17 protein-coding genes are annotated in these 19,592 nt (G+C 62.7%); 10 read left to right on the top strand and 7 right to left on the bottom strand.

Annotation, left to right across the window (positions count from 1 at the left end; translation table 11 throughout):
* Positions 1–143: 143 nt before the first annotated feature.
* The gene (locus HBOR_RS13385) at positions 144–434 is read left to right on the top strand and encodes a MarR family transcriptional regulator (protein WP_006056227.1); all 291 of its coding nucleotides are present in this window, start codon (positions 144–146) and stop codon (positions 432–434) included.
* Between the two features lie 271 nt (positions 435–705).
* On the opposite strand, the gene HBOR_RS13390 is transcribed toward HBOR_RS13385, so the two are convergent.
* Complete coding sequence (locus HBOR_RS13390) at positions 706–2,553, bottom strand: PINc/VapC family ATPase (RefSeq protein ID WP_006056226.1); 1,848 nt, start codon at positions 2,551–2,553, stop codon at positions 706–708.
* Positions 2,554–2,660: 107 nt separating this feature from the next.
* Positions 2,661–4,310, bottom strand: a complete 1,650-nt coding sequence (locus tag HBOR_RS13395; protein WP_006056225.1) for a methyl-accepting chemotaxis protein — start codon at positions 4,308–4,310, stop codon at positions 2,661–2,663.
* A gap of 173 nt (positions 4,311–4,483) precedes the next feature.
* Between HBOR_RS13395 and HBOR_RS13400 the strand changes: the two genes are divergently transcribed.
* The 5 genes from HBOR_RS13400 (at position 4,484) to HBOR_RS13415 (ending at position 10,912) form a co-directional block, all read left to right on the top strand.
* Positions 4,484–5,608 carry a M20 family metallopeptidase gene (locus tag HBOR_RS13400; protein ID WP_006056224.1) on the top strand — a complete coding sequence of 375 codons (1,125 nt, stop codon included), beginning with the start codon at positions 4,484–4,486 and terminating at the stop codon, positions 5,606–5,608.
* 82 nt (positions 5,609–5,690) lie between these two features.
* Entirely contained in the window at positions 5,691–7,229 is a 1,539-nt protein-coding gene (locus HBOR_RS13405) for a carboxypeptidase M32 (RefSeq protein WP_049890613.1), read from the top strand.
* 357 nt (positions 7,230–7,586) lie between these two features.
* A complete protein-coding gene (locus HBOR_RS20315; RefSeq protein WP_013440698.1) occupies positions 7,587–7,769 on the top strand; it encodes an HVO_0416 family zinc finger protein in 183 nt (60 codons plus the stop codon).
* A gap of 123 nt (positions 7,770–7,892) precedes the next feature.
* Positions 7,893–9,743, top strand: coding sequence for a UvrD-helicase domain-containing protein (locus HBOR_RS13410; protein ID WP_006056222.1), 1,851 nt, complete (start codon positions 7,893–7,895; stop codon positions 9,741–9,743).
* 2 nt (positions 9,744–9,745) lie between these two features.
* On the top strand, positions 9,746–10,912 hold the full coding sequence (locus tag HBOR_RS13415) for a M24 family metallopeptidase (RefSeq protein ID WP_006056221.1): 1,167 nt from the start codon (positions 9,746–9,748) through the stop codon (positions 10,910–10,912).
* Between the two features lie 22 nt (positions 10,913–10,934).
* Here the strand turns inward: HBOR_RS13415 and HBOR_RS13420 are convergent, their stop codons facing one another.
* Positions 10,935–11,177 (bottom strand): DUF7533 family protein, encoded by a 243-nt coding sequence (locus HBOR_RS13420; RefSeq protein ID WP_006056220.1) that lies wholly within the window; start codon positions 11,175–11,177, stop codon positions 10,935–10,937.
* Between the two features lie 95 nt (positions 11,178–11,272).
* On the opposite strand from HBOR_RS13420, the gene HBOR_RS13425 reads away from it, so the two are divergent.
* The gene (locus tag HBOR_RS13425) at positions 11,273–13,141 is read left to right on the top strand and encodes an SLC13 family permease (protein ID WP_006056219.1); all 1,869 of its coding nucleotides are present in this window, start codon (positions 11,273–11,275) and stop codon (positions 13,139–13,141) included.
* Positions 13,142–13,160: 19 nt separating this feature from the next.
* Here HBOR_RS13425 and HBOR_RS13430 read toward each other — a convergent pair whose 3' ends face one another.
* On the bottom strand, positions 13,161–13,808 hold the full coding sequence (locus HBOR_RS13430; RefSeq protein ID WP_006056218.1) for a DUF502 domain-containing protein: 648 nt from the start codon (positions 13,806–13,808) through the stop codon (positions 13,161–13,163).
* Positions 13,809–13,925: 117 nt separating this feature from the next.
* Between HBOR_RS13430 and HBOR_RS13435 the strand changes: the two genes are divergently transcribed.
* Positions 13,926–14,537 carry a riboflavin synthase gene (locus HBOR_RS13435; protein ID WP_006056217.1) on the top strand — a complete coding sequence of 204 codons (612 nt, stop codon included), beginning with the start codon at positions 13,926–13,928 and terminating at the stop codon, positions 14,535–14,537.
* A 52-nt stretch (positions 14,538–14,589) separates the two neighbouring features.
* Here the strand turns inward: HBOR_RS13435 and HBOR_RS13440 are convergent, their stop codons facing one another.
* On the bottom strand, positions 14,590–15,594 hold the full coding sequence (locus tag HBOR_RS13440) for a PrsW family intramembrane metalloprotease (protein WP_006056216.1): 1,005 nt from the start codon (positions 15,592–15,594) through the stop codon (positions 14,590–14,592).
* A 106-nt stretch (positions 15,595–15,700) separates the two neighbouring features.
* Between HBOR_RS13440 and HBOR_RS13445 the strand changes: the two genes are divergently transcribed.
* On the top strand, positions 15,701–16,078 hold the full coding sequence (locus HBOR_RS13445) for a DUF7532 family protein (protein ID WP_006056215.1): 378 nt from the start codon (positions 15,701–15,703) through the stop codon (positions 16,076–16,078).
* A complete protein-coding gene (locus HBOR_RS13450; RefSeq protein WP_006056214.1) occupies positions 16,075–17,496 on the top strand; it encodes a DUF402 domain-containing protein in 1,422 nt (473 codons plus the stop codon). Before HBOR_RS13445 ends, HBOR_RS13450 begins: the two co-directional genes overlap by 4 nt.
* A gap of 129 nt (positions 17,497–17,625) precedes the next feature.
* On the opposite strand, the gene HBOR_RS20320 is transcribed toward HBOR_RS13450, so the two are convergent.
* Together HBOR_RS20320 and HBOR_RS13460 are read right to left on the bottom strand one after the other, a co-directional pair.
* The gene (locus HBOR_RS20320) at positions 17,626–17,958 is read right to left on the bottom strand and encodes a NifU family protein (RefSeq protein WP_006056213.1); all 333 of its coding nucleotides are present in this window, start codon (positions 17,956–17,958) and stop codon (positions 17,626–17,628) included.
* A gap of 102 nt (positions 17,959–18,060) precedes the next feature.
* Entirely contained in the window at positions 18,061–19,554 is a 1,494-nt protein-coding gene (locus HBOR_RS13460; protein ID WP_006056212.1) for an LVIVD repeat-containing protein, read from the bottom strand.
* Positions 19,555–19,592: the final 38 nt, after the last annotated feature.

Genomic DNA, 19,592 nt, shown 5'->3' on the forward strand with positions numbered 1-19,592 from the left:
TTCTGGTACCCGGCGTCAAAAGCCGTTCGTTCCCGTACGCGCCGAACGGAATTGACAGGACACCCCAAATATGTTATATAACTAACCATTCTTCACTGATATCCACGAAGGTTTATGGCGTTTCGACGTTTCGATTCGTAACGATGGCTGAGGCAGAACAGGAGAGTCTCGACGACCTCCCTCCGAGTGCGAAGTTAGTTTTCAAAGTACTCGAATACAACGGCCCCCTGACGCAGAAGGGCATCGTTCAGGAGTCGATGCTGTCGGCTCGAACGGTACGCTACGCACTCGAACGACTCGAGGGAATCGGCGTCGTGGACGAAGATGTCTACTTCGCAGACGCGCGGCAGAACCTCTATCAACTCACCGAGGCGGCCCCGAAACACCCCTCGGAGGGCGATGCGGACGAAGCAGAGGCCTGCTGCGCCGAGTAACCCCGCTAACTCGGGTGCGAACGGTATCGACTCACGATCACACCGCGCGGCGACGCGGACGGTAAGCTTCTCTCTCTTTCTGACTGTGAGCGATGCTTCGCACGTGCCAGAGCAGAGCGTCTGGGGCAGAACGCGCGTGAAGCAAAACGGAGCGTCTGAGGCAGAACGCGCGTGAAGCAAAACGGAGCGTCTGAGGCAGAACGCGCGTGAAGCACTGAACGGAACAAACGACAAGTGAAAGTCGGACGAAAAACAGCTCGGACCGGTGACGCTACGCCGGGTGGACCGTGATGCGCTGTTTGCGGTCGATAGCCTGTTCGAGTTCGTCCGCGATAGCGCTTCCGCGGGAAACCTGAATGTCGCCGCCGCGACCGACGGTCGCGGTAAAGAGGTACTCGCCGTCGGCGCGAACTTCCACCGTCTCGCCGACGTGGTCGTCCATCCGGACGACGACGTGTCGTGAGGTGACCTCTGGCGTGACGATTTCTCCTTGGTCGCCGCCACCGGACGTACCGGAACTCGCGGCCGATTGGCTCGGATTCTCCTCGTGCGTCCGCACGTCGATGTCGATGCCGAGGCGGTCCTCGATGTCCGAGATGCGGCCGCCGCCTTTGCCGATGACGTAGGAGATGTCGTCCTCGTCCACGTAGACGGTCGCCTTCTCCTGCCCTTGCAGTTCGACATCGACGTGACCGCGAGCGATAGAGCGAATCTCGCGTTCGATTTCCTGTCGAGCGAGGCGACTGACCCCCGTCTCGTTGCGTCCCTCGCCCTCCTCGCCGAGCGGAACGGTGACGACCTGCCGGTTGAACGTGTATATCTCGTATGCCGGCGTGTTCGTCTCGAAGTCGGTGACTTGGATGACGGGACGAGCAAGGTCCTCAGCGGTGAGTCCCTCGGGAACCTTGACCTGCGTCTGCACGTCGTAGACGGTATCGACGCGACCGTCCTCGATGTAGACGACGGTGTCAACCACTTGTGGAATCATCCCGAGTTCGACGCGGCCGACGAGACGTTGGAGAGCGTCGATAGCGCGGGTAGCGTGGACGACACCGACCATGCCGACGCCCGCAAGACGCATATCTGCGAACACCTCGAAGTCGTCGGTTTTCCGCACCTCGTCGTAGATCGTGTAATCCGGACGAACGAGCAGGAGAGAGTCGGCCGTCTTCTCCATCTGGCCGTCGAGAGCGGTGTACTGGGTGATTTCGGGACCGACCTGCAGGTCGCGCGGTTTTTCCATCGTCTTCACCGCGTAGTCGCTCTCGTTGAGGAATTCGGCGACGGCCTGCGCGAACGTTGACTTCCCGGCACCGGGTGATCCCGAGATGAGGACACCGCGCTGGCGTTCGCTGAGTCGGTCGCGCAGTTCGTCGGCGAACTCGTACTCGTCTAAGTCCGTCTTGACGATAGGTCGGACAGCGGTAATCTCGATGCCGTCGGAGAACGGCGGGCGAGCGAGCGCGATGCGGTAATCGCGGAACTGGACGATGCTCATGCCGGGTTCGGCGAGTTCGACGAAGCCGTTGGGACTCGCGCGAGCGGAGTTCTCGATATCGTCGGCCCACGCCTTCATCGTCTCCTCGTCGGACACCTCCTCGGAGATAGTCTGATAATGCATCTCACCGATAGCTCCGCGCTTGGCCTTCGGTTTCGTCCCGGTTTTGAGGTGGACCGACATCGTCTCGTCGTCGAAGAACTCCTCGATGACCAAATCGCCGGATCCGCGGGTTCGGGCTTCGACGAACTCCACGTCGATACCTTTCGCCCGCGCGACTTCGGCCTGCACTTGGTCGCTCGTCAGAAGCGTCGCCTCGTGTTCCTCGGCGATGTCGCGGATGAGCGCGTCGATGTCCCCCTCGTGTGCGCCGGTCGCCTCGCTCGGTTTCGTTCGCCGACCGACGTACTCGACGGTCAGCGCTCCCTCGTCAGCGAGTTCGGTGAGGCGCTGGAGTTCAGAAAGACCCTCCCACCCGGTGTCGTACCCCTGATTCGCCTGCGATTCGAGTTCGCCGACGACAGCTTCGGGCACGCAAACCGTCGTCTCGGCGTCGCCCGACTCGACTCGCTCGGACACGCGACCGTCAATGACCGCGCTCGTGTCCGGCACTAGCTTCATGTGCGGCGGTTCGAACGGAACACGGATAAGGGTATAGATGGCCGAACAGCGTCCCTTCACCGACGCACGAATGGGAGCCAGTCGTTCACCGAGGTTCTGGATGCCAGTCAGTCGTCCGCTGCCTGCGCGCCCACGGTCGCCGTCTGTGATTCGGCATCGTCTACGAGTTCGAAAGAACCGACGAGACGCTCTAACGCCGCCGCACGTTCCGAGAGTGTCCGCGTTCGGTCGGCGATGTCGTCTACCGATTCGGCCTGACGAGTCGCCGCGTCCTCGGCAGAATCAGTCCGTGCGGCCGTCTCCTCGGAGATATTCGCCACTTCGTCCACGTGCGCGGCGACGTCCTGCGAGGAGGACGCCTGCTGGTCTGTCGCCTCACTCACCTCTCGAACGCTCGTGTTCACGTCTTCGACGGCGGCGACGATGGCTTCGAACTCCTCGATGGCGGTCTCCACCGTCTCAACGCTCTCTGCGACCTGCCGGTTCGTCTCGCGGACGGTCGCCAGCGTCTCCTCGGAGCGTTCGGTCACATCCTCGATGAGCGCCGACACCTCGTCTGCGGATTCGCGGGTCTCCTCGGCGAGCGCTTTCACTTCCTCGGCGACGACGCCGAATCCATCGCCCGCCTCCCCGGCGTGTGCGGCCTCGATAGCCGCGTTGATGGCGAGAAGATCGGTCTGCGACCCCACGTCGTCGATGAACTCCGCAATCTCGTCTATCTCCTCGATCCGTTCGCCAAGGGCGACGACAGCCGACGCTGTCTCGTCGATCTGTGACTCGACCACGTCGAGTTCGTCCATCGCCTCCGTCGCTACGTCGCGGCCGTCACGGCCCCGTTCGGCCGCGGTTTCGACCGTCACAGCAACGTCTTCGGCCGATGCGGCGATCTCCTCGACAGTCGCAGAGAGCGTCGAGAGTTCGTCCGCGACGGTCTGGAGATGTTCGGTCTGCTCGTCTGCCCCGTCGGAAATTTCAGAGACGGCCGACGCCACCGCGCCGCTGGCCTCGTTCGCGCGTTCGATGCTCGTCTGTGCCTCGTCGCTCATCGTCGAAACCTCGGCCGCGAACGACTGAACCTCCGCGATAGTGCTTGACAGTTCGCGGACGAATTCGTTGTACGAACGAGCGACCTCGACGTACCGTTCGTTCTCGCCGCCGACTTCCTCAACAGGTAGCAACGCGGTCAAGTCACCCGCCGCCGCACGCTCGGTCGCTTCCGCAAAGGCATCTACGAGTCGCTGGAGGTTCCGCGTGTGCGCCGCCAAATCGACGGCCATTCGGTCGAGTGCATCACCGAACGAACCCGGAAGCGACTCGTCGAGGACGGGGTCGTCGAACTCGCGGTCTGCGAGGGCTGTCGCCTGTTCTGAGACGGTCTGGAGGTGTGCGTGCATGTCCTCGAAATCAGCCGTGAGACGGGCGATTTCGTCGTCGCCTTCGACGGACGGCGGCGGCGTCGAGAGGTCGCCCGCGGCGACGGCGGACGCAGAATCGGAGAGTCGTTCGAGCGGACGGACCACGTCTCGGCGGACGATCAAAACCGTGTTGGCAAACGCGATGAGAGCGCCCACGAACAGCGCGGCTGAGAGCAGTGTCTGCGTCGAACCGGAAACGAAAGACGGGAGCGCAACCTGCCCGACCGAGATGCCAAACTGGATGGCGACAGCGGTCAGTACTTTACGCGAAACGGAACGAGAGACACCGAGTACGTCCATGATGCCCCAGAGGAGTCGTTCGTACGCGGCGAGTGGACTCATACACGGTGTTCACTCAGGAGACAGCATAACACTGGCATCAAATTCTCAAAGAATGATAAGACCCCCATATCGACGGGTGATTGCACCACAGCAGCCGCGTCGGTATTACGAGATTCGATAGCGCCGGGAGAAGAGAAGCCGCCGGAGGATTTTCGTGGGCCGCCGCCGACTCCATGACGATGAGTGACGCAGCGACGACCGAGACGCGGGACGAACTGGTCACATTGACCCGACGACTCGTCTCCATTCCGAGTCACGAAGATGAGACGGCGTGCGGCGATGCCATCGAATCGTGGCTTCGAGAGGAGACGGACGCGGATGTGACGCGAGACGACCACGGGAACGTACTCGCTCGGAAAGGAACGGGCACCTCACTGGCGCTCGTCGGCCACCACGACGTGGTGCCCCCGGACGAGTCGCAGGTCGAAGACAGCGGCGAGTTCGTCGTCGAAGAACGAGATGGGCGACTGTACGGCCGCGGGACGGCGGACATGAAAGGGGCCGTCGCGGCGTCGATGCTCGCCTTCCGCGACGCCGCCCCGGCAGGCGAACTCGTCTTCGCCTCGTTCGTCGGCGAGGAAACCGGCGGAGAGGGTGCGCGCGGCGCGATAGCCGACGGATTCGCACCCGACTACGCCATCGTCGGCGAGGGCTCGACCAACTACTCGGGCGCGGACGTAACCGACGTAGCGGTCGCACACAAGGGCCGCCGCGCCTCGACCGTCGTCGCCCACGGGTCCGCCGCGCACGCGAGCGAACCCGAGGCCGGAGCGAACGCCGTCTACCGCGCCTGCGACGCCGTAGACGTGATTCGGGGACTCGACGTACCCGAGGCGGAGGTGTTCGGCGAACGCCTCTCGGGGAGCGTCGTCGTCACCGAAATCGACGGCGGGTCGGCATGGAACGTCGTCCCCGAACGATGTGCGGTGACGGTAGACGAACGAACCGTTCCCGGCGAGTACGCCGAGTTAGAACGCGTCGAAGCAATCGAGGGCGTCGAGTGGGTCATCGAACAGGACCTCCCGCCCATGCGGTGCGACGACGCAGACTTCGCCGACCGCGTCCTCGACGCGGCCCGACGAGTTCACGACGCGCGTGGAGACGAGACACCTGCACAGGTGACGAAACCGCACGCGACGGACGCGGGGCGATTGGCGGAGGCAGGGACGACATGTGTCATCTACGGGCCGTCGGAACCCGGCGAGGCCCACACGAAAGACGAGAGCGTATCGTTGGACGTGCTGGAGCGGTGCTACGAGACATACCGCGTCGCAGCGGCGTCGTGGGCGAGTGAGTAAGGACGCCGTCTCGTATTGCTATGTTACACCACCACACTCCGTATACACATAGTTGATAATGCGGGACGTGTTTCGGTTCGATATGGCAACTGAAACCGCAGGGGCCGACGCGGAGTCGGCACCAGACGCCTACACGGAACTCCTCCAGACGTACAAGCGCGTGGCGAACGTCCGCAACGCGGGCGGACTACTCTCGTGGGACCAGCAGGTGATGATGCCCGAAGGCGGTACCCCAGCACGTTCCCAGCAACTCTCGACGCTCTCCGCTGTCGCACACGACTTACTCACCGACGAGGCAGTCGGCGAGAAACTGGACGAACTCGAAGACGCCGACCTGACGGACGAACAAGCGGCCGTCGTCCGCGAGATTCGCCGCCAGTACGACCGCGCGGTGAGCGTCCCCTCGGAACTGGTCGAAGAGATTTCGACCACCTCATCGGAGGCGCTTCCGGCGTGGGAAGAAGCGAAAGCCGAAGACGACTTCTCGGTGTTCGCACCCTACTTAGAGAAGCATATCGAACTCAAGCGCGAGTACGCCGAACACATCGACCCCGACAAGGATCCCTACGAGGTGCTATTCGAGGAGTTCGAGCCGTGTCTTCCACTCGAACAGGCCGAGGAGATTCTCAGCGAACTCCGCGATACGCTCGTCCCGATGATCGAACAGATTCGGGAGGAAGGCGACGACATCGCCACGGATGCGTTCACGAGCAAGGGCGACTACTCCGAAGACGGTCAAGAGGAACTCTGCCGCGACGTCCTCTCGACGCTCGGCTACCCGTGGGAACGCGGCCGTATGGACACCTCCTCGCACCCGTTCTCCTCGGGAACGATGTTCGACGCCCGCGTGACGACGCGCTTCGACGAGACCGACCCCCTCGGGTCGCTGTTCTCGACGGTCCACGAATTCGGGCACGCGACGTACAACCTCGGCTTGCCGGACGAACACTACGCGACGCCACTCGGAGAGGACCGTAACCTCTCGGTCCACGAGTCCCAGTCGCGTCTCTGGGAGAACCACGTCGGCCGCTCGGAGGCGTTCTGGAACGTCCTGCTCCCGACGTTCAAGGAACACTTCCAGAAGGCCGAAGACGTGACGCTACAGGAGGCGTACGAAGCGGCGAATCAGGTGTACGACGACAACCTCATCCGCGTCGAATCGGACGAGTTGACCTACCACCTCCACATCATCATCCGGTTCGAGATCGAGCGCGCACTCATCGCGGGCGACATCGACGTCGAGGACGTGCCCGAAGTGTGGAATGACAAGTACGAAGAGTATCTCGGCATCCGTCCCGAAACCGACTCGGAAGGCTGTCTGCAAGACATCCACTGGAGTCACGGCAACTTCGGCTACTTCCCGACGTACTCGCTCGGATCCGTGATGGCCGCGCAGTTGTACGCCGCCGCCGAGGAAGATATCGACGACCTAGCGGGCCACATCGAAGCGGGCGACTTCGAACCGCTTCACGAGTGGCTGACCGAGAACGTCCACCAACACGGAGCGCGCTACGAGACGAACGAACTCGTCGTGCAGGCGACGGACGAGGACTTCACCGCCGACGCCTTCATAGATTACGTGACCGAGAAGTACGGCGACCTGTACGGCATCGACGCGTAGAGGGCGACGAACCGCGACCGACCACACCGCGACTGATTTTTGCGGACGACTCGTTGACCGCGAACGCCAACTGAGCCAGTCGGCGACCCGACCGACGGACTTGCCCGAGAAGCCGCGGACGTTCACTTTCGACCGACACCTCCTGTGACGACGCGACGAGAATATTCGAATCGGTGGACGGTCTCCAACGGGACTGAACCGCTCGGAGACAGCTAATTTCGCGTTTGAGTCGAGCCGTCACAGACCGGGAGTTCGACATGAAATGATGCCCGCCTCCCTATTGAGTACTACTGACAGGTCTCGAGAGATAAGGACGGGCAACAAGACTAAGTACTGGTACGGCATAGCACACCACGTATGGCCTCAGCACCCAACGCCGACGAGGCACTGTTCGACCAGTTCTTGGACGACCGCGGTCACGCGGTATCGAGCGAAGACTGGGAGACATCGTATAATAAGAAACAGTGTCCAGACTGTGGTGCACTTCATGACAGATCGGCCGTTGATTGTTCGGTTTGCGGATGGGACCCGCGACCCTGACCGAAAACGACGTTCGACTCGATCCGACTCGACTCCAAAACTCGCGTTTGCCGCTCTTTTTTAACGGATAGCCAGTTCCGAAAAGCAGGCAGTTTATCTGTGATAAGGGCGTGAACGGGTACAATGAGTGACTCCGACGCGAAAGTCACCCGTCTCTTCGGGGGGCCGGGTAGCGGGAAAACGACAGCACTCCTCGACCGGGTCGAGGAGATGCTCGAAGACGACGACGTGACGATTCGTGATATCCTCGTCGTCTCCTACACCCGCGCCGCCGCCGCCGAGATTCGAGAACGCCTCGCAGAGCGACTCGATATCTCGCCACGTGCGTTGCAGGGCAACGTCGCTACGATGCACGCGAAGGCGTACGAACTCCTCGATCTCTCGCGGAACGACGTCGTCGGTGAGAAGGACAAAAAGGAGTTCTGTGAGGAGTACGGCGTCGAGTTCGAGGACGAATACGGCGGTGCTGGTCGCCGAACCGCCCGTTCGACGACTATCGGCAACAAAATAATCGCCACGAGCCAGTGGCTTCAGCGAACCCGTCGTGACGTAGCCGACTGGTACGACGTCCCGTTCAACTGGAACGTCGAGGAGGTCCGACTCCCGCCGGAAATAGACCCCAACGCACAGGAAGGCAACAAATACACTCCGACGTGGCCCTCTGACGACGACCGAATCGACGTCCCGGGCGTCATCCGCGGGTGGCGGAAATACAAAGGTGACAACGGGCTCGTCGGCTTCGCTGACATGCTCGAACGGGTTCGGCAACGGTCGCTCGTTCCGAACGTAGACTACCTCGTCATCGACGAATTCCAGGACATCACGACCCTGCAGTACGACGTCTACCAAGAGTGGCTTCCCCACCTCGAAGGCGTCCTGATTGCAGGTGACGACGACCAGGTTGTCTACGCGTGGCAGGGTGCGGACCCGAACCTGCTCCTCGACGCCGAACGCGACGAGGACGTCGTACTGCCGAACTCCTACCGACTTCCCTCGCGTATTCTCGACGTAGTGAACGAGGAGATTCGTCACATCGACAAGCGCCAAGAGAAAGACCTGCACCCGCGGAAAGAAGGCGGTGTTGTCGAAGGGGTCGCCTCACCATCGATGCTTGATCTCGCGCGCAACGTCCGCTACACCATCGAAGAGGACGAAGACGATGAGAGCATCATGGTGCTGTTCCGCGCGCGCTATCAGATGTTCCAGTTCATCGATGAGTTCCTCCCGCTCGGCATCCCGTTCTCGGTACTCACCGACCAGCGGATGTGGACGGACCGCCTCACGGAGTACGTCGAGGCAATCGAGAAACTGGAGCGCGAAGAGAACATCAACGGATTAGAGGCGCGACGCCTCGCAGACATGCTGCAAGAGTCCGCGTTCGGGTCGAACGAACGCGACGACCTGTTCGACTACATCGACGAGTTGCAGGAAGAGACCGGCGTCGAAGACCTCACCGACCTCGAAGTCGAACTGGATGTTATCACCGACCACGCGCCGTTCGTCCCCGACGGGGCCGCCGCGGGCGACATGGTTCGTAAGGTCACGTCGTTCCAGCGCAAATCCGTCGAAGCGTACTTCGCTGGCGAGTATCAGGGAATGGACCCCAACCGCGTCCGCGTCGGCACCATCCACTCCGCAAAGGGTCGTGAGGCCGACCACGTGTTCGTCTCGACAGACCTGACCGAGAAGGTGGTCGAACAGATGGCCGCCTCGGTGGACGACGAAGAAGTCAGCGGTGTCGAGGAGTTCACCACTTCGACCGACCCCGTTCCAATCCTAACCGACAACGAGCGCCGCGTCTTCTACGTCGGGATGTCCCGCGCCCGCGAACGCCTTGTCATCTTAGAGAACCTCATCAAAGGTGCGCCGACGCTCCCGGTGAGCGTCTTGCTCCACAACGAGGTTCGTGACACTCCAGTCGAAGAACTGCTGGAGGAGGCACAGACGGGCGACGCCCCGGCACCCGAACCGTAGGGATGCCAGACCCACACGGCTCGCTTCCCGCCCCCGAGACAGACCCCGCGTTTCTCGATAGCGCGCTTGCTGCCGCCGACGCCGTCGGATTTGTCGCGGTCGGCAATCGGTTTGACGACGGTCTGCGCTACCTCACCCGCTTTTCAGGCCCAGACCGCAACTACGCGTTCGTCTATGCGGACGGTGAGGCGATACTCTGTGCGCCCGCGTTGTTCACAGAACAGGCCGAACGCGAGTTCGCCGGAACAGTGCGAACCACGGACGTGGGCGACCCAACGGGCATCCGCGCCGCAAACACGCTCTCCGACCTCGGTGCGTCGTCGGGGACGGTTCTCGTCCCGCAGTCGATTCCACACGACGCCGCGGTCCACCTCGAACAGGCGGGCTACGACCTCGAATCGACCACCGCAGTCGCGGACGCACGGCTGATCAAGACCGAATCGGAGATAGACTGCCTCCGTCGCGTTCAACGCGCTGCCGTCCGCGGAATGCGCCGTGCTGAAGAGATACTCGCGGCCGCCGAACCGATGGATGACGAACTCATCTGGCAAGATGCCCCCCTCTCGACGGAACGACTTCGCCGACAGGTGAACGCGGAACTCGCCGTCTACGGCGTCCGCGATGCGGGCAACACCGTCATCGGTGCCGGACCGACCTGTGCGGACCTGCACTACACCGGAATGGACGTGCTTCGGCCCGACGAGACGATTCTGTTGGACATCTCGCCGCGCGGCCCGCACGGCTACTACGGCGACTTGTCGCGCACCTACGTCGTCGATAGCAACGGCGGCTGGGAACGACGCGCCTACGTCGCTGTCGAGGCGGCGTTGAAGGCCGGACTGGCCGAGATAGAACCCGGCGCACACGCGAACGAGATCCACCGAGAGGCCGCCGCCGAACTCACCGCTCACGGGTTCGACCCGAACGCCGACGAGGGAGAAGCGGGCTTTACGCATGGGACGGGCCACGGTGTCGGCATCTCGCTTCACGAAGGGCCGTCGCTCCGCGAGCCTGTCGAGTTGGAATCGGGGATGGTGTTCACCGTCGAACCCGGCGTCTACGACCCCGAGCAAGGCGGTGTCAGGTTAGAAGAACTCGTCGTCGTCACCGAAGACGGCTACGAGACGCTGCACGAGTACCCGCGGTCGTTCACGCCGCGGGCGGACTGAGGCGTGGGCGTTTCGCTCTCGGCTATTTTTCGTCGTCCGGCATCTTGACGACGTTTCCGACGATTGATTCCCCGACTTTCGCGGGGATGTCGGACGGCGTCGTGAGATACTGCGGGAGAACGACCATCAGTACCGCGACGACGACGAGACCGCCGCCCAGAACTTGCTGACCGTCGAGAAACGCGTTCAACCCGTAGACGCCGACGGGAACGGCGAATATCAGCGTCGCCGCGAGTTGAATCGTGCCGAGGATTCCGAGCCTCATCACCCAAGAGAAAGCAGTCCATGCGAAAAAACGACTCGGTGTGCGGGGAGTAACGCGGCGATACGGCTAACCCATCGGGCCGCGAGACTGTGTGTATGCTTCAGACAGTCCCCGCGGCCGCCGTGCAACTCGCGGGGGTGTCGCTCCCGGTGTCGGTCCTCGTCGTCTTCGCCGTCGTCCTCGGTGCGGTCGTCCTGTTCGTTACTGAAGCGGTGTCACCGGACGTGACGGCCATCGCCGTCATCGTCGCGCTCGTCGCTCTCGAACCGTTTACGAAGGTATCCGCGGCGGAGGGTCTCTCGGGATTCTCGAACCCCGCGACGGTGACCATCTTAGCGATGTACATCCTCAGTCGGGGTATCCAGCGAACGGGCGTCGTCCGCCGTCTCGGCGTCGAAGTCGCCCATCTCACTCGCGGGTCGGAGAACCGACTCCTCGTGGCCATCATCGCCCTCACCGGACCAATCGCGGGTATCGTGAACAACACACCTGTCGTCGCCGTCTTCATCCCGATGGTGACAGACCTCGCCAACGAGTCGGGCGTCTCGCCGTCGAAACTACTCATCCCGCTCTCGTACGCGTCGATGCTCGCCGGGACGTTGACGCTGTTCGGAACAGCGACGAACCTCGTCGCCTCGGAACTGTCTGCGGACCTTTTGGGCCGGCCGTTCGGCGTGTTCCTGTTGACGCCCGTCGGTATCGTCGCCTTCCTCGTCGGCGCGGCGTACCTCCTCACTGTCGGCCGGTGGCTGTTGCCCGCCCGCGTCCCGCCGGGGTCGCGGACCGAGCGGTACGAGATGCAACCGTATCTGGCTCGCGTCCTCGTGACCGCACGGTCGCCGTTCGTTGGAAACTCCGCACAGACCGTCGCTGCCGATGCCCACCGTGATCTCGGACTCGACGTGTTGGACGTGGTCCGCGGCGCGGATCACTTCGTCGCCACCGACTCCGACCGCGAATTAGCGTCAAGAGATATATTGACCGTCCGGGGCAACCCGCCGACAATCCAGCAGTTCGTCGAATATGGGTCGCTCCGGCTTCTCCCGCGCGCGACGGTGACAGACGCGGAACTCGATAACCCCGAACGCAGCACGCTCGTCGAACTCATCGTCCCGGCCGATTCCTCGTTAGTGGGCGAGACTGTCACGGGTGCGCGCCTCCGGGAACGCTACGATGCCACCGTCCTTGCCATCCGGCGGGCGGGCGGCGAACTCGTCCGAGACGACATCGGAGAAACGCAACTACACGGCGGCGACGCCCTGCTGTTGCAGACAACCGAAGTGTCCGCGGAGTTTCTCGCAGAGAACGACGACGTTGTCGTCACGGGAGAAGTGTTCGACGAGGTGATGGCCCGCGTGCGTGAAGGCGGCGTTAGCTCCACTGCCCTGATCGCCTTCGGCATCCTGTTCGGCGTCGTCGCCGTCGCCGCTCTGGGCCTTCTTCCAATCTCTGTCGCCGCTCTCACGGGAGTCCTCGCCATGTTCGTCACGGGCGTCCTCTCACCGAACGAGGCGTACGACGCGGTGAACTGGAGCGTCATCTTCCTGCTCGCAGGCATTATCCCTCTCGGGATCGCTCTGAGAGAGACGGGAGCGGCCGCACTCGTTGCTGACGCGGTCAGTGGCGTGGCGGTCGGTCTTCCCCCACTTGTCGTTCTCGTGCTGTTCTACCTTCTCACAGGAGCGTTCGCTAACGTCATCACACCAGTCGCAAGCGTCGTCCTCTTTCTCCCTATCGCGGCCTCCACCGCGTCCAGCATCGGTGCTGACCCGTTCTCGTTCGTCCTCGGGGTCACATTCGCGGCGACGACAGCGTTCATGACGCCTGTGGGCTACCAGACAAATCTCATGGTGTACGGTCCCGGCGGCTACACGTTCTCCGACTACGTCCGCGTCGGCGCGCCCCTGCAACTCCTCCTCGCCGTCGTCACGTCGGTAGCGATAGCCCTGTACTGGGGCCTGTGAGTGCCCGGTTCGAACGAGACTACCGGACAACTCCCTCGGGCAGGTCCGTTACATCCTCGGTTCCCAACCCTGTCGTGACGACCAGACGGAGACCGCGGCGGACGGACATATCCACGTCGAACACGTCGTCCGGCGGGACCATAATCAGTGATCCCGCGGTTGGATTCGGACTGTGCGGGAGAAACACTGTGAGCAGTTCATCGTTCTCCGTTGCCGCCACTGCGGCCCGCGGCCCGTGAGTGGTGACGAACCCGATAGAGTAGATGCCCTTGCGTGGATACTCAACGAGGACGACGCGGTCGAACCCCTCGCTCTGTCGAGTCAGAGACTCAGACACTTGCCTGACGCCGAAGTAGATGGTCCGCACGAGCGGGACAAGTCGAACCCCGCGTTCAAGCCCGCCGAACAGGCGGCGACCGAGTTCCCGCGACGCGACGTAGCCGATGAGCGTGAGCATGATGGCTAGAATGGTCGCTGCCAATAGCTGTGCGAGCAGGAGTTCGTCGCCGGTGAAATTTCGCAGGCGCGTCGTGGTGACGATGGGATTGAGGATGATGCCGGTGAGTCGGTCGAACACGAAATCGAGGATGAACACCGTCACCGCTAACGGTGCGATGAGGAACAGGCCCGTGATGAAACTGGTGCGAAGCCGAGTGAGGAGCGACATCGTGCGAGCGTATGTGAGCGGCGACAAAAGAGTATCCGGGCGGTCAGTCGAGAAACCGCTCCGCCGCAGTACAATCATTTCCGAGATGCTTTTCACTGGTGAGACACGACCCGAAGTATGTTCACGGGAATCGTGGAAGGAACCGGCGTCGTCGTCGCCGCGACGGACGACGACGGCGGCCGCCGTCTCCGACTCAGTCCCGACGTGACGTTCGAAGACCTCCGCCACGGTCAGTCTATCGCAGTCAGCGGGGTCTGTCTCACTGTCGAAGACTACTCGACAGACGAACAGTGGTTCGACGTGTTCCTCGCCGCAGAGACTGTCGAAAAGACGTATCTCGGAGACGTATCGGAGGGCGACCGGGTGAACCTCGAACGCGCGCTTCCCGCCGACGGCCGTCTGGACGGCCATATCGTGCAAGGACACGTCGATACGACGACGACCGTGACCGGAATCGAACGCGTCGGCGACGACTGGTTCTTCGAGTTCGACCTGCCCGAGGAGTTAGGCAAGTACGTCGTCGCCAAGGGATCAGTCTGTCTCGACGGCATTAGCCTCACCGTCGCCGACCGCCGTGAGTCGGACTTCGCCGTCGCCATCATCCCGACGACGTACGACCTGACGACGCTCTCGGAAAAATCGGTTGGCGACCCCGTTCACGTCGAGGTTGACGTGGTGGCGAAGTACGTCGAAAACATGGTGTCCGGGTACGCCGACGCCCTCCAGTAGGAAATTAGTCGCGTCCGCGGGGCTGACGGGGTCGGCGCGCTCTCTCACTCGTTTACTCGTACTCGGTCATCTCCGACTGCATCGACGCCTCATCGTACGTCGGCATGTGCGCCTGTCGGTAGGCGCGACTGTAGCGCCGAATCTTTCGGATCAGGAAGTAGCCGAAGATGCCGTCGTAGATGAGGACGTAGGCGATAGATGCCCACAGACCACTGAGCGGCGTGAATAGATCGATAGCCACGGTCCCGAAACCGACCGTGACGTTGTACATTGCGTGGACGAACGCCGCGATGAGTAGGCCCTTGATGATAATCGGACCGCGGTTCTCGCGGTTGAACTTCGCCAGTCCGAGATAGTAGCCCGCGATTGCGCTGTAGATGACGTGCCCCGGGCCAGCGAGGGCGCGGGCGGCAGTGATACTACCACCCATTCCGAGAAGCCCCAGACTGAGGTCGAGATTCTGCACCGGAAGTTCCCGCGTGATGTAGATAGCGTTCTCGATGAATGCGAAGCCCAGCCCTGCCATCGCACCATAGACAGCGCCGTCAACAACGGAGTTGAACCGGTCGTCAGTGTAGGCGAACAGACGCACGGCGAGCAACTTCATCGACTCCTCAACGGGACCGACAACGAGGAAGAATGACAGTAACGTCCCGGCAAATCCGAGTATTTCGAAGTAACCGCCAATCAAACTGTTGAGTATGGCCGCAAAGCTGGCTGTCAACACGCTGAGGAGGAACGTCCCGACGAGAAGCACCAGCGGTTCACCCGTCGTTATATCGGAGTAGTAAACGTAGGCAGCGAGACCGAGCGCCGGTATCGCCGAAAGAACGGTCAGCAGTCCAATTTCGAGGTCCGTGATCGCTGCGAACCCGCCGATACTGACGAGCAGGCCGAACGCGACCGCGATGATGAGAAACCGCGACGACGCCCGAAACAACCAGTACAGGGCTGATGCGAGGCCGTCAACAGATGTTCGTTGTTCCCACGTCGAAATATCGTAGAGATCCATAGCGCCGTCAGATGCGCGTTCGACCGGGTCTTGTTTCTCGGCCATCCTCTGACTATATAACTGGATGCCGAGAAATATCTTTGGCTAAGTCGAGGAGTCGTGGGGCGAAACGGGCGCTTGAAAGGGGGCGAGGACCAACCACAGGACGACTATGCACTTCGACCAGCGAACGCAGGCCGCCCTTCGGGACGTTGGCCTCACGACCGAAGAGATTCGGACGGCATCGGACGCCGTCGCGGATGCGGTCGAACGCGACGCAGAGAAGCTACGCTCGTTCTTCGACGGTGAGGGGGCTGTGTACTCGGATATGGAGATGGCACACAGTGCAACGGAGATACAGGAGCACAAAGTCGAGTTCATCGATCTGTTCACCCACGGCAGCGACTTGCGGGGCTACCTTCGCTTTGACTCGTGGGGCGTGCCCGTCGAAGGCGGACGCGTCCTGAGCGACGAGAAGGTGGAACTGTCGCTCGGCCCGACAGTCGATGCTCGCGTCCGGTTCGCGCGCGACCCGGACCTGTTGCGATGAGCGACGACGCCGCGCGCGTCCGCGTCCGCGGTATCTACACGACGGCCGCGACGCACCTCCTCTTAGACGCCGGACACGACGTGGTGCAGGCCTCCGAACCCATCCGTGCCCGCTTCGATGCCGAGTTCGCTGATGGCCACCACGAGGTGACGGTATCGACGACCGATGACAGACAGGGTGTCGGCGTTCACGGCGATCCGGAAGCGGTCGAATCGGTCACATCGGACCTCACAACCGTCGGTATCGACACGTTGTCGTGGACCGACTCGACGCCGCCGGGGGCCGTGTTCGACGCCCGCGTGACCGACACGAAAGGCTCCGGTGCGGTATGCTCGTTGGGTGAGGCGGAAGGCTTTCTCCCGTTTCACGAGACGAACGACCGAATCGAGGAAGGCGACGCCGTCCGAGTGCAAGTGCGCGAGGCCGAACCGCTGTGGAGCGACCGGCGGGCCTCGCTCGGAACCGGCATCCGTGCCGACGGCGGGTTAGCGACACTGGTTCGCGGACGCGACGGCGTGACCGTTGACACCCGCGACGAGGCCGCCGGGCGCGAACTCGTCGGCATGACCGACTTCCTCTCGGTCGAAGTTCCCGATGGGTGGGGAATCGAGTGGTCTCACGCCGCGACGAAGGCAGATATGGACGCGCTCGGCGCGGCACTCGAACGTGCCGTCGAACGTGCGGCGTCTATCGACGACGCGCTCTCGGGCGCCGACGAGGTGGAACCGCTTCGATGTCTCGCTGCACCCGCCTCCGGTGAGTGGGTCTGGTTCGGGCGCGAGTCCCGCTTCGAACTCGACGCACATCGCCGCGAGGTCGAGACGACGATGCCGGGGCATCACCGGACGAAGGCCGCCTGCGAGGAAGCGAGCGCGGGTGTGGACTTCGTAGAAGCGATGTGCGCACCGTCAGGTGAGTTCCCGTTCGACGTGGTGACACGGCAGTTTGGTCCAACCGAGGGCGACACTGTCGGTATCGGCCACGGGAAACCGGACGGCCGCGCGTTCTCGCTCGGACGCGGTGAGGTGGTCGAGTGGGGCGAAGACGGAACGCTCTCGGTGGAGCGGACGCTCTCAGGCGGCGGGACGTACGACGGCCTCGGAACGTCGCGAGAGTCGGGCGACACGGCCCTCACGAAGTTCCGTGAAGGTCGATGGTGGTATCCGACCGTCTACCGGAGTGCGGCGGGCGACCTGAAGGGAACGTACGTGAACGTCTGTACGCCCGTCGAGTGCTTCCCCGACGAAGTTCGCTACGTGGACCTGCACGTAGACGTGATAAAGCATCCTGACGGCACCGTCGAACGCGTCGATGACGACGAACTGGACGCGGCCGTCGAAGCGGGAACGATTCGCGACGAACTCGCGGAGAAGGCGCGGTCGGTGGCGTCGAGTCTGGAGAACGCGCTGTCGAAGTGAGCGGTGTGTGAGGTGGTCGGCGAGAAATCGCCGATTGGTGAACACAACTCGGCGGCATCGTTCGAGACCTGGGTCAGCGACCGCGTTTTACAGCGGTCGCACAACGCGCGACCTGAGTCAGCGAGGGAGTCAGAAGTGTCCGGGGTCCTCGTCGCCGTACTGGAGTTCGCCGCCGCGGCCGCCCTCAACCGTGCTGGCCCCGTGATCCCCCGAACTCGGGACCTTCACTTGTACGTCTGTCACGTCGTCGAAGTCCATGATGAGGTCGGCCTTGATGTTGTTCGCGGTGATGTTCGAGATACCGCACCCGGCGCAGGCCCCACCGAGTTCGACGACGACCTCACCGGTCTCGGGGTCGGCTTTTCGCACGACGCTGTCGCCGCCGTGCATCTGGATGATGGGCATCTGCCCGACCATCCAATCCTCGATACGCCGTTTCAGCGAGTCCCCGTCATCGCTCATACCATAGTCTTTGCACCCCATGCTTTGATGCCTTGCGGTTGCCGCGACAGAAATGACACCGAAAACGGTTTCGTTCACGGTCTATCGCCCGGTTTAGACGTGTTACTCGCGTCGCGCTCGCCGGAGTAACCGCCACGAAGCGATGCCGAGTGCGCCCGCACCGATTTCCATGCCGAATCCGGGCGTGTCCGCCGTTGTCGTGTCCGCCTCGTGGTCCGTTCCGGACTGCGTTTGCGACGAACCGTTTGTCCCCGAAGCCGCCGTTCCCACAAGAGAGCCCGTGGTCGATCCGTTCGACGTGTTCGCCATGAGGTCCGGCGGCGATGCCTGTTGACCGGCGTGGTCCGGAAACGTGTACAAGCGACTGGGTGCGTTGGGCGTTCCCCAACTCGTTCCGACGAAGTAGCCCGTCTCTGCGCCCGGTGTGGCGAGTTGGGCCGTCCAGAACGACGCCTCGTCCGGCATCCGCCACCACGTGAGCTGTTCGGGATTCGTCGGGTCCGACACGTCGTGTCGCTTCACGCCGCCGCGGTACCACGCCGAGTAGAGTCGTCCATCGTGGAACTCGAAGTTGTGAGCGGTGGTCCAGACACCGCTAAACGTCGGGTCCGGCGACGGCGGCGGATCGATAGTCGAGCGATGTTCGGGAGCGGCAGGGTCCGACACGTCCCAGAGGTCGATACCGGACGGGCCGCCGATCAGACGCGTCTCGGAATCCTCGTCGTTGCCGCCGATGCGCTGTGCCCACGACTCCTTGCCGATGCCGAGGAGCGTACCTGATTCGTCGGTGGCGACGTAGTGGTGATTGCCCGGTGGAACGAGAGCTTCGCCGCGACTCTCGGATGACGAACCAGAGAGTTCCGACGGGTCCGGCGCGGCCACGCTCCCGAGGAGCGTGGGGTCTGCTGGCTCCGATACGTCGAGAATCCACGTCCCGGCGTCCCAGTAAGCGAGGTAGGCGGTGTCCTCGTGAACGTAGACATCGTGGAGCGGTCTGCGTTCGCTCGGTACGTCGCCCCACACCTCGTCGACGTCCGTGAGCGACCACTCGCCGACTGCCTCGCCGGATTCGAGGTCTATGACGACGAGTGCGTTCGCCTCGCCGTCGTTTCTCGTCAGATAGGCGTGTTCGTCACGGACAAAGCAGTTGTGAATGGGATATTTGGTCTCGAAGAAGGAGACGCGTTCGGGGTCTGCTGGGTCCGATACGTCCACGACGAGCGCGCCAGCGACGACGCTCGGAATCGGATTCGCGGGGCCGACGACGACTAACGTGTCGGGGTCGGTCACGTCGAGTTTCACGTCGAAGATGCCGCGAAGCGGACCGTTTTCGTGTTCATCGACCGGATTGCGAACCTCAGCGAGAACACTCGGACGGTCGGGTGTCGAGATATCGACCGTGACATAGCCCGTGGTCGCCGCGAGGTACGCGACCGTTCCATCAGGCGAGACGACCGCCTCTTTCGCCCCTTCGACATCGACGTGACCGAACGGTTTGTACGGCCCGGGATGCGCGTCGGCGCGAGTCGAAGTCGAGAGCGAAAGTCCGGACGCACCGAGGAGGGCACCCGCGCGGAGGAAGTCACGACGGTGCATACCGACTTTCGGGGTTCGGTCGTGATAAGTCGGCCGCC

It is taken from the genome of Halogeometricum borinquense DSM 11551, assembly GCF_000172995.2.
In the GTDB taxonomy this organism is placed as follows: Archaea; Halobacteriota; Halobacteria; order Halobacteriales; family Haloferacaceae; genus Halogeometricum; species Halogeometricum borinquense.

Coding starts and splice junctions, on each gene's coding strand:
- HBOR_RS13385 (WP_006056227.1), top strand. CDS start 144: ATGGCTGAGGCAGAACAGGAGAGTCTCGACGACCTCCCTCCGAGTGCG.
- HBOR_RS13390 (WP_006056226.1), bottom strand. CDS start 2,553: ATGAAGCTAGTGCCGGACACGAGCGCGGTCATTGACGGTCGCGTGTCC.
- HBOR_RS13395 (WP_006056225.1), bottom strand. CDS start 4,310: ATGAGTCCACTCGCCGCGTACGAACGACTCCTCTGGGGCATCATGGAC.
- HBOR_RS13400 (WP_006056224.1), top strand. CDS start 4,484: ATGACGATGAGTGACGCAGCGACGACCGAGACGCGGGACGAACTGGTC.
- HBOR_RS13405 (WP_049890613.1), top strand. CDS start 5,691: ATGGCAACTGAAACCGCAGGGGCCGACGCGGAGTCGGCACCAGACGCC.
- HBOR_RS20315 (WP_013440698.1), top strand. CDS start 7,587: ATGGCCTCAGCACCCAACGCCGACGAGGCACTGTTCGACCAGTTCTTG.
- HBOR_RS13410 (WP_006056222.1), top strand. CDS start 7,893: ATGAGTGACTCCGACGCGAAAGTCACCCGTCTCTTCGGGGGGCCGGGT.
- HBOR_RS13415 (WP_006056221.1), top strand. CDS start 9,746: ATGCCAGACCCACACGGCTCGCTTCCCGCCCCCGAGACAGACCCCGCG.
- HBOR_RS13420 (WP_006056220.1), bottom strand. CDS start 11,177: ATGAGGCTCGGAATCCTCGGCACGATTCAACTCGCGGCGACGCTGATA.
- HBOR_RS13425 (WP_006056219.1), top strand. CDS start 11,273: ATGCTTCAGACAGTCCCCGCGGCCGCCGTGCAACTCGCGGGGGTGTCG.
- HBOR_RS13430 (WP_006056218.1), bottom strand. CDS start 13,808: ATGTCGCTCCTCACTCGGCTTCGCACCAGTTTCATCACGGGCCTGTTC.
- HBOR_RS13435 (WP_006056217.1), top strand. CDS start 13,926: ATGTTCACGGGAATCGTGGAAGGAACCGGCGTCGTCGTCGCCGCGACG.
- HBOR_RS13440 (WP_006056216.1), bottom strand. CDS start 15,594: ATGGCCGAGAAACAAGACCCGGTCGAACGCGCATCTGACGGCGCTATG.
- HBOR_RS13445 (WP_006056215.1), top strand. CDS start 15,701: ATGCACTTCGACCAGCGAACGCAGGCCGCCCTTCGGGACGTTGGCCTC.
- HBOR_RS13450 (WP_006056214.1), top strand. CDS start 16,075: ATGAGCGACGACGCCGCGCGCGTCCGCGTCCGCGGTATCTACACGACG.
- HBOR_RS20320 (WP_006056213.1), bottom strand. CDS start 17,958: ATGAGCGATGACGGGGACTCGCTGAAACGGCGTATCGAGGATTGGATG.
- HBOR_RS13460 (WP_006056212.1), bottom strand. CDS start 19,554: ATGCACCGTCGTGACTTCCTCCGCGCGGGTGCCCTCCTCGGTGCGTCC.